Source organism: Pseudomonas sp. NPDC087598 (genome assembly GCF_044743525.1).
In the GTDB taxonomy this organism is placed as follows: Bacteria; Pseudomonadota; Gammaproteobacteria; order Pseudomonadales; family Pseudomonadaceae; genus Aquipseudomonas.
In genome coordinates this window covers 78,019-86,743 of sequence record NZ_JBIUWQ010000006.1, presented here as the reverse complement: position 1 = coordinate 86,743, position 8,725 = coordinate 78,019, and the positions used below count along the sequence as shown (strand labels likewise).

Sequence of the window (8,725 nt, the reverse complement as noted above, 5' to 3'; positions counted from 1 at the left end):
CCTGCTTGCGCGAACGGGCCATATTTTCTATGCCCATCAGTTGGGCCAATTCGAGCAGTTCGGTAATCGGCTTTTGCTTGAGTTCAGTCAGATTCATATAGGAATGACGTAATCATTTATGGAGGGGGGAAATTAAGCTTTTGGCTTAATGAGGCCGCGCCGCAGAGAAGGCGACAGGATCGCGTACTTATTCGAAAAGGAGTGCGTCGGCGACGGCTAGCAGGGGGCAGTGGAGAAACCAGTGCGGGGCCGAATGTACCACCTGAGTTTCGGAGCGTCTAGCCCTGAATACGCAAAAAGCCCCGCTAATTGCGGGGCTTTTTTTCAGGCACTTTACAGCGACGCTTAGATGTTGGCGTCGAGGAAAGCAGCCAGTTGCGACTTCGACAGGGCGCCGACTTTGGTCGCTTCAACGTTGCCGTTCTTGAACAGCATCAGTGTCGGGATACCACGCACGCCGTGCTTGGCCGGGGTTTCCTGGTTCTCGTCGATGTTCAGTTTGGCAACGGTCAGCTTGCCTTTGTAAGTCTCGGCAATCTCGTCCAGAACCGGAGCGATCATTTTGCAAGGGCCGCACCATTCAGCCCAGTAGTCGACCAGGACAGCGCCTTCGGCCTTGAGTACGTCGGCTTCGAAGCTAGCGTCGCTAACGTGTTTGATAAGATCGCTGCTCATGGAATTCTCCAGGTTGTAAGCAAAAAAACGTGGCCCATCATATCCGCCCTGCCCCGGTTCAGGAAGCCGCAGATGATTGAGTCTTGCTATGGTGCCCCATGAGTTTGGGTATAGCTCTGGTCACGCCGTGGCGGGGGCGATGAAGGCGATTCCGGTGCGCAGTGCGGCGTTGCGCACGTGCTCCTGCATGGCTTTTTGTGCAGCGCCCGAGGCCCGACGGGCCAGTGCGCGAAGGATCTTGCGGTGCTCCTGCCAGGTTTCCATGGCCCGTTCGGCGCGGATGAACGGTAGTTTCTGGCTCTCCAGAAAGATCTCGGCGCTGGCGGTGAGGATGCTCAGCATCGCCTGATTGCCGCTGGCCAGCAGGATTCGTCGATGGAATTCGAAGTCCAGTTTCGCCGCCGCTTCGAAGTCGCCAGCCTTCAATTGTTCGCGCATCGCCGCCACGTTGTCCTCCAGCGCATCCAGATCGAACGTGCTCAGCGTCACCGCCGCCAGTCCGGCGGCGAAGCCTTCCAGCGCATAGCGAAGTTGAAAAATATCCAGCGGCGAAGCTTGCGCCGCGAACGACCAGCCCGGAGCATTCTCACCGCGCGACAATTCCACCGGTGACTGCACGAAAACACCTTTTCCCGGCTGAATGCTGACCACGCCGAGGGCACTCAGCGACGACAGCGCCTCACGTAACGAAGCCCGACTGACGCCCAACTGCAACGCCAGATCCCGTTGCGACGGCAAAGCATCGCCCGCGCCAAAACCCTGTTCGGTGATCAGTTTGCGGATCGCTTGCAGTGCCACTTCGGGGACCGCACGGGAAATCGAATTCATGTTTTTCAGACGCGCCAGGCCAATGTGCGGCTAGTTGTAAAGCTATTCGCCGAGTCCGGCAAGTCGTGCCCCAGCGGGGTTCGGTGCGGCGGGCCGATGCGCCATGGCAGTGCGAAAAACAACCTGACTGTTCAGACCAGTAAGACCGAACAAACCCGCTGAAACTGCGGCCTGCCGGGACAAAACCCGCGCATTGGCACGGCGCATGCTCTGTCCGATCGCAGATTTAACTTCCCGCCGATCCGGAGATTGTCCATGACCAAGCGTTACAGCGCCCTCCTCGCCGCCCTGTTTTCTTCTCTGTTGCTAAGTCAGGCCCCTGCTCACGCCGACGGTCTGGACGATGTGGTCAAACGCGGCACGCTGAAAGTTGCGGTGCCCCAGGATTTCCCGCCGTTCGGCTCGGTCGGCCCGGACATGAAGCCCCGTGGCCTGGACATCGACACGGCCAAACTGCTGGCCGAGCAACTCAAGGTCAAACTTGAACTGACCCCGGTCAACAGCACCAACCGCATCCCGTTCCTGACCACCGGCAAGGTTGATCTGGTGATTTCCAGCCTCGGTAAAAACGCCGAGCGCGAGAAAGTCATCGATTTCTCCCGTGCCTACGCGCCGTTCTACCTCGCCGTGTTCGGCCCGCCAGACGCCGCGATCACTAGCCTCGACGACCTCAAAGGCAAAACCATCAGCGTCACCCGTGGCGCCATCGAAGACATCGAATTGACCAAGGTTGCTCCCGAAGGCGTGACCATCAAGCGCTTCGAAGACAACAACTCGACCATCGCCGCTTACCTCGCAGGCCAAGTCGACCTGATTGCCAGCGGCAACGTGGTGATGGTCGCGATCAGTGAAAAGAACCCGAAACGCGTGCCGGCGCTGAAGGTGAAGCTCAAGGATTCGCCGGTCTACGTTGGCGTGAACAAGAACGAAGCGGCGCTGCTGGCCAAGGTCAACGACATTCTGACCACTGCCAAGGCTGACGGCGCACTGGAAAAGAACTCGCAGACCTGGCTGAAAGAGCCGCTGCCGGCCGATCTCTGATCGACTGCGCGGGAGACTTTCATGGCTTATCAGTTCGATTTCATACCGGTGCTGGAAAACACCGACCTGTTGCTGCGCGGGGCGCTGTTCACCCTTGAGCTGACGGCCATTGGCGCGCTGCTCGGGGTTGGCGTGGGCATTGTCGGGGCGCTGGTGCGGGCGTGGAACATTCGCCCGTTCTCGGCGATCTTCGGCGTCTACGTCGAGTTGATCCGCAACACGCCGTTTCTGGTGCAGTTGTTCTTCATCTTCTTCGGCTTGCCGTCGCTGGGCGTGCAGATTTCCGAGTGGCAGGCGGCGGTGCTGGCGATGGTGATCAACCTCGGTGCGTACTCGACCGAGATCATTCGCGCCGGTATTCAGGCGATTCCGCGCGGGCAAATGGAAGCCGCAGCGGCGCTGGCAATGACGCGCTTCGAAGCGTTCCGCCATGTGGTGCTGCTGCCGGCGCTGGGCAAGGTCTGGCCGGCGCTGAGCAGCCAGATCATCATCGTCATGCTCGGCTCGGCGGTGTGTTCGCAGATCGCCACCGAGGAGCTGAGCTTTGCCGCCAACTTCATTCAGTCGCGCAACTTCCGCGCCTTCGAAACCTACGCGCTGACCACGCTGATCTATCTGTGCATGGCGCTGCTGATCCGCCAATTGCTGAACTGGATTGGCCGCCGCTACATCGCGAGGAGCAGCCAATGAGCGATTTCACCTTCTGGGACATTCTGCGCAACCTGCTCACCGGCCTGCAATGGACGCTGGCGTTGTCGCTGGTGGCGTTTATCGGCGGCGGCCTCGTCGGGCTGCTGATTCTGGTCATGCGCATCTCGAAAAAAACTCTGCCGAGCAGCATTGCCCGCACCTGGATCGAACTGTTTCAGGGCACACCGCTGCTGATGCAGTTGTTTCTGGTGTTCTTCGGCGTGGCCCTGGCCGGGATCGAGATTTCACCGTGGATGGCCGCAGCGATTGCCCTGACCCTGTTTACCAGCGCCTATCTGGCGGAGATCTGGCGCGGTTGCGTCGAATCGATCCCGAATGGCCAGTGGGAAGCCTCATCGAGTCTGGCACTGAGCCCGCTGGAACAACTGCGCTACGTGATCCTGCCGCAAGCCTTGCGCATTGCCGTGGCGCCGACCGTGGGCTTTTCGGTGCAAGTGGTCAAAGGCACGGCCGTGACCTCGATCATCGGCTTCACCGAACTGACCAAGACCGGCGGCATGCTCGCCAACGCCACGTTTGAACCGTTCATGGTCTACGGCCTCGTCGCCCTCGGCTATTTCCTGCTCTGTTATCCCCTGTCCCTCAGTGCGCGCTACCTGGAAAGGAGACTGCATGCCTCTGCTTAGAATTTCCGCCCTGCATAAATACTACGGCGATCACCACGTACTCAAAGGCATCGACCTCAGCGTCGAGGAAGGCCAGGTAGTGGCGATCATCGGCCGCAGCGGCTCGGGCAAATCGACCCTGCTGCGCACGCTCAATGGCCTGGAGTCGATCAACGACGGCGTGATCGAAGTCGACGGCGAGTACCTCGACGCCGCCCGCGCCGACCTGCGCAGCCTGCGGCAGAAGGTCGGCATGGTGTTTCAGCAGTTCAACCTGTTTCCGCACCTGACCGTGGGGGAAAACGTGATGCTTGCGCCGCAAGTGGTGCAGAAAGTGCCCAAGGCCAAGGCGCAAGAACTGGCGCGGCAGATGCTGGAGCGGGTCGGTCTGGGGGAAAAATTCGATGCCTTCCCGGATCGGTTGTCCGGCGGGCAACAGCAACGGGTGGCGATCGCCCGGGCACTGGCGATGTCGCCGAAGGTGTTGCTGTGCGACGAGATAACCTCGGCGCTCGACCCGGAACTGGTCAATGAAGTGCTCGCCGTGGTACGCCAATTGGCCAAGGAAGGCATGACCCTGATCATGGTCACCCACGAAATGCGCTTTGCCCGTGAGGTCGGGGACAAACTGGTATTCATGCACCATGGCAAGGTGCATGAGGTGGGGGATCCGAAGGTGTTGTTTGCCAATCCGCAGACGGCGGAGCTGGCGAATTTCATTGGTACCGTTGAAGCGACAGCCTGAAGGATCTGCGATGCCCGGGCGGACGCCTTCGCGAGCAGGCTCGCTCCCACATTGGAATGCATATCCCCCGTGGGAGCGAGCCTGCTCGCGAATAGCCGCGCTGCGGTCTCAAGCTTTTCTGCGCTGAATCAAGGGTTTGAACCATGCGCGTTGGCGCCAGCGTTTGATCGTGGCACGATGTCGGGGTTATCGACCGAGACCCCCTGACCATGCCGCAATCCCAAGCCAAGAATCTGTCCCTGATCGCCGCAATCGACCTGGGCTCCAACAGCTTTCACATGGTCGTGGCCAAGGCCCAGAACGGCGAAATCCGTATTCTCGAACGTCTCGGGGAGAAGGTTCAGCTGGCCGCCGGCATCAACGATGAGCGCCAGCTCAACGAAGAATCGATGCAACGTGGTCTCGATTGCCTCAAGCGTTTTGCCCAACTGATCAACGGTATGCCGCTGGGCGCCGTGCGCATCGTCGGCACCAACGCCCTGCGCGAAGCGCGCAACCGCCTGGAATTCATCCACCGCGCCGAAGAAATCCTCGGCCACCCGGTGGAAGTCATCTCCGGCCGTGAAGAAGCGCGCCTGATCTACCTGGGGGTTTCGCACACCCTCGCCGACACCCCGGGCAAACGCCTGGTCGCCGACATCGGCGGTGGCAGTACCGAATTCATCATCGGCCAGCGCTTCGAGCCGTTGCTGCGCGAAAGCCTGCAAATGGGTTGCGTCAGTTTCACCCAGCGCTATTTCAAGGACGGCAAGATCACCCCGGCTCGCTATGCCCAGGCCTACACGGCGGCGCGGCTGGAAATCATGAGCATCGAACACGCCCTGCATCGCCTGACCTGGGATGAAGCCATCGGCTCCTCGGGCACCATTCGCGCCATCGGCCTGGCGCTGAAGGCCGGCGGTCACGGTACTGGCGAAGTGAATGCTGAAGGTTTGGCGTGGCTCAAGCGTCGGCTGTTCAAACTCGGCGATGTCGACAAGATCGATTTCGAAGGCATCAAACCTGATCGCCGGGCAATTTTCCCGGCAGGTCTGGCGATTCTCGAAGCGATCTTCGACGCCCTCGAACTGCAACGCATGGATCACTGTGAAGGCGCGCTGCGTGAAGGCGTGCTCTACGACCTGCTCGGCCGCCACCACCACGAAGATGTGCGCGAACGCACCCTGACCTCGCTGATGGAGCGCTATCACGTCGACCTGGAACAAGCGGCGCGGGTTGAACGCAAAGCCCTGCACGCCTTCGATCAGGTCGCTGCTGACTGGGAACTGGACGACGGTATCTGGCGCGAACTCCTGGGCTGGGCAGCGAAAGTGCACGAAGTCGGCCTCGACATCGCTCACTATCACTACCACAAGCACGGTGCCTACCTGATCGAACACTCGGACCTTGCCGGCTTCTCTCGCGAAGACCAGCAAATGCTCGCCCTGCTGGTGCGCGGCCATCGCCGCAATATTCCCAAGGACAAGTTTGCCGACTTCGGTGACGACGGCGATAAGCTGATCCGCCTCTGCGTGCTGCTGCGCTTTGCGATTCTGTTCCACCACATTCGCGGTACACAGACGATGCCGCAGGTGGTGCTGCACGCCAAGGGCGACAACCTGGACGTGGAATTCCCGGAGAACTGGCTGGATGAGAATCAGCTGACTCAGGCGGATTTCGGGCTTGAAGCCGAGTGGCTGACGCGGGTTGGCATCGTCCTCACCGTCCACTGATAACCACTGTGGCGAGGGGATTTATCCCCGATGGACTGTGGAGCAGTCCCAGCTTTTTTGGGGAAAAAGACCGGGGCCGCTTCGCGTCCCATCGGGGATAAATCCCCTCGCCACTGGTGAGTGAACGGCAGGTACAAAAAAGGCGATCCCGTGGGATCGCCTTTTTTATTGGGCTGAAGGTCAGCTGCTCACCGGCAAAATCGGGCTGCCCAACCGCTCCAGCAACGTCGCCTGCGCACTGCGCGGGTTCTGGTTGCCGGTTGGCGTGTTACGGATGTAACGACCATCCGATTGCAGGCTCCAGCTGTGGGTGTTGTCGGTCAGGTACAGCTCCAGCTCTTTCTTCACGCGGGTCAGCAACTTCTTGCCCTCCACCGGGAAGCAAGTCTCGACGCGTTTGTCGAGGTTGCGCTCCATCCAGTCAGCACTGGAAAGGAACATCTGCTCCTCACCGCCGTTGAGGAAGTAGAACACCCGGGTGTGCTCAAGGAAGCGGCCGATGATCGAGCGCACATGGATGTTGTGCGAAACCCCGGCAATGCCCGGTCGCAGGCAGCACATGCCGCGCACCACCAGATCGATGCGCACGCCGGACTGGCTGGCCTTGTACAGCGCGCGGATGATCTTCGGATCGGTCAGCGAGTTGAACTTGGCGATGATGTGCGCAGGCTTGCCGTCGAGCGCAAATTGCGTCTCGCGGGTGATCATGTCGAGCATGCCCTTCTTCAGGGTGAACGGCGCGTGCAACAGTTTCTTCATGCGCAGCGTCTTGCCCATGCCGATCAACTGACTGAACAGTTTGCCGACGTCCTCGCACAAGGCATCGTCGGAGGTCAGCAAGCTGTAGTCGGTGTAGAGCTTGGCGTTGCCGGCGTGATAGTTACCGGTGCCGAGGTGCGCGTAACGCACGATCTCGCCGGCCTCGCGACGCAGGATCAGCATCATCTTGGCGTGGGTCTTGAAGCCGACCACGCCGTAGATCACCACCGCACCCGCCGCTTGCAGACGGCTGGCCAGTTGCAGGTTGGATTCTTCGTCGAAACGCGCACGCAGTTCGATGACCGCCGTGACTTCCTTGCCGTTCCGCGCAGCATCGACCAACGCATCGACGATTTCCGAGTTGGCGCCGGAGCGGTAAAGCGTCTGGCGCACGGCCAGAACGTGCGGGTCTTTCGCTGCCTGACGCAGCAGGTCGACCACCGGGGTGAACGACTCGAACGGGTGCAGCAGCAGGATGTCCTGTTTGCTGACCACGCTGAAAATGTTTTCGCTGTTCTGCAGCAGTTTCGGAATCTGCGGGGTGAACGGCGTGTATTGCAGCTCTGGATGGCTGTCCAGACCGGTGATGCTGAACAGTCGGGTCAGGTTGACCGGGCCGTTGACTTGATACAGCTCGGTCTCGCTCAGGTTGAACTGCTTGAGCAGGTAGTCCGACAGGTGTTTCGGGCAGGTGTCGGCGACCTCCAGACGCACCGCATCACCGTAACGCCGCGAGAACAACTCGCCACGCAGGGCGCGGGCGAGGTCTTCGACGTCTTCGGAATCCAGCGCCAAGTCGGCGTTTCGGGTCAGACGGAACTGGTAGCAGCCTTTTACCTTCATGCCCTGGAACAGGTCATCGGCGTGGGCGTGGATCATCGACGAGAGGAACACATAGTTGTCGCCGGCGCCGCCGACCTCTTCCGGCACCTTGATGATCCGTGGCAACAGGCGCGGTGCCGGGATGATCGCCAGACCGGAGTCGCGACCGAAGGCGTCGATGCCTTCGAGTTCGACGATGAAGTTCAGGCTCTTGTTCACCAGCAACGGAAACGGGTGCGTCGGGTCGAGGCCGATCGGGGTGATGATCGGCGCGATCTCGTCACGGAAATAGCGGCGAACCCAGGTCTTGAGCTTCGTCGTCCAGTTGCGGCGACGGATAAAGCGCACTTGGTGCTTTTCCAGCTCCGGCAACAGGATGTCGTTGAGGATCGCGTACTGACGGTCAACATGGCCGTGAACCAGCTCGCTGATCCGCGCCAGCGCTTGATGCGGTTGCAGGCCGTCGGCACCGGCCTGCTCACGGGCGAAGGTGATCTGCTTCTTCAGGCCGGCAACACGGATTTCAAAGAATTCGTCGAGGTTGCTGGAGAAGATCAGCAGAAACTTCAGCCGCTCCAGCAACGGATAGGACTCGTCCAGCGCCTGTTCCAGCACGCGGATGTTGAATTGCAGTTGCGAGAGCTCGCGGTGGATATACAGGCTGCTGTCATCCAGGCCGGGAATCGCAATCACCGGGGCCGCCGCGACGGCTTCGGTGACCGGCGCGGGTGGCGCAGGCTCCAGTTCCGGCGGGGTCTCGGTGATTTGCTCCACCACCGGTTGAGCTTCTTTTACTGCAACTTCAGTGAGTCCTTCGGTATTCATTG

General features: G+C 60.4%; 9 protein-coding genes. 5 read left to right on the top strand and 4 right to left on the bottom strand.

What is annotated here, in order from left to right; all coding sequences use genetic code 11:
* The 3 genes from ACIOWE_RS05585 to ACIOWE_RS05575 all read right to left on the bottom strand — a co-directional run.
* Window positions 1–97 (bottom strand): Rho termination factor N-terminal domain-containing protein (locus tag ACIOWE_RS05585; protein WP_401388497.1); only part of this gene is annotated, 97 nt, incomplete at its 3' end.
* A 248-nt stretch (window positions 98–345) separates the two neighbouring features.
* Window positions 346–675: a thioredoxin TrxA gene (gene trxA / locus ACIOWE_RS05580; RefSeq protein WP_003206727.1), complete on the bottom strand. Its 330-nt coding sequence runs from the start codon at window positions 673–675 to the stop codon at window positions 346–348.
* A 120-nt stretch (window positions 676–795) separates the two neighbouring features.
* Window positions 796–1,503 carry a FadR/GntR family transcriptional regulator gene (locus ACIOWE_RS05575; RefSeq protein WP_103302520.1) on the bottom strand — a complete coding sequence of 236 codons (708 nt, stop codon included), beginning with the start codon at window positions 1,501–1,503 and terminating at the stop codon, window positions 796–798.
* A gap of 255 nt (window positions 1,504–1,758) precedes the next feature.
* Here ACIOWE_RS05575 and ACIOWE_RS05570 point away from each other — a divergent pair, with 255 nt between their 5' ends.
* From ACIOWE_RS05570 to ppx, 5 genes are all read left to right on the top strand, one after another.
* Window positions 1,759–2,544: a transporter substrate-binding domain-containing protein gene (locus ACIOWE_RS05570; RefSeq protein WP_401388368.1), complete on the top strand. Its 786-nt coding sequence runs from the start codon at window positions 1,759–1,761 to the stop codon at window positions 2,542–2,544.
* Between the two features lie 21 nt (window positions 2,545–2,565).
* Window positions 2,566–3,234, top strand: coding sequence for an amino acid ABC transporter permease (locus ACIOWE_RS05565; protein WP_401388365.1), 669 nt, complete (start codon window positions 2,566–2,568; stop codon window positions 3,232–3,234).
* The gene (locus ACIOWE_RS05560) at window positions 3,231–3,881 is read left to right on the top strand and encodes an amino acid ABC transporter permease (RefSeq protein WP_401388362.1); all 651 of its coding nucleotides are present in this window, start codon (window positions 3,231–3,233) and stop codon (window positions 3,879–3,881) included. The genes ACIOWE_RS05565 and ACIOWE_RS05560 overlap by 4 nt, the downstream gene beginning before the upstream one ends.
* On the top strand, window positions 3,868–4,605 hold the full coding sequence (locus ACIOWE_RS05555; RefSeq protein WP_401388359.1) for an amino acid ABC transporter ATP-binding protein: 738 nt from the start codon (window positions 3,868–3,870) through the stop codon (window positions 4,603–4,605). Before ACIOWE_RS05560 ends, ACIOWE_RS05555 begins: the two co-directional genes overlap by 14 nt.
* Before the next feature lie 209 nt (window positions 4,606–4,814).
* Window positions 4,815–6,317: an exopolyphosphatase gene (gene ppx, locus ACIOWE_RS05550; RefSeq protein ID WP_401388357.1), complete on the top strand. Its 1,503-nt coding sequence runs from the start codon at window positions 4,815–4,817 to the stop codon at window positions 6,315–6,317.
* Between the two features lie 180 nt (window positions 6,318–6,497).
* Here ppx and ppk1 read toward each other — a convergent pair whose 3' ends face one another.
* Window positions 6,498–8,723: a polyphosphate kinase 1 gene (gene ppk1 / locus ACIOWE_RS05545; protein ID WP_401388354.1), complete on the bottom strand. Its 2,226-nt coding sequence runs from the start codon at window positions 8,721–8,723 to the stop codon at window positions 6,498–6,500.
* Window positions 8,724–8,725: the final 2 nt, after the last annotated feature.

Bases quoted from the DNA above. Each gene is read 5' to 3' on its own strand.
- trxA (WP_003206727.1), bottom strand. From the start codon at position 675: ATGAGCAGCGATCTTATCAAACACGTTAGCGACGCTAGCTTCGAAGCC.
- ACIOWE_RS05575 (WP_103302520.1), bottom strand. From the start codon at position 1,503: ATGAATTCGATTTCCCGTGCGGTCCCCGAAGTGGCACTGCAAGCGATC.
- ACIOWE_RS05570 (WP_401388368.1), top strand. From the start codon at position 1,759: ATGACCAAGCGTTACAGCGCCCTCCTCGCCGCCCTGTTTTCTTCTCTG.
- ACIOWE_RS05565 (WP_401388365.1), top strand. From the start codon at position 2,566: ATGGCTTATCAGTTCGATTTCATACCGGTGCTGGAAAACACCGACCTG.
- ACIOWE_RS05560 (WP_401388362.1), top strand. From the start codon at position 3,231: ATGAGCGATTTCACCTTCTGGGACATTCTGCGCAACCTGCTCACCGGC.
- ACIOWE_RS05555 (WP_401388359.1), top strand. From the start codon at position 3,868: ATGCCTCTGCTTAGAATTTCCGCCCTGCATAAATACTACGGCGATCAC.
- ppx (WP_401388357.1), top strand. From the start codon at position 4,815: ATGCCGCAATCCCAAGCCAAGAATCTGTCCCTGATCGCCGCAATCGAC.
- ppk1 (WP_401388354.1), bottom strand. From the start codon at position 8,723: ATGAATACCGAAGGACTCACTGAAGTTGCAGTAAAAGAAGCTCAACCG.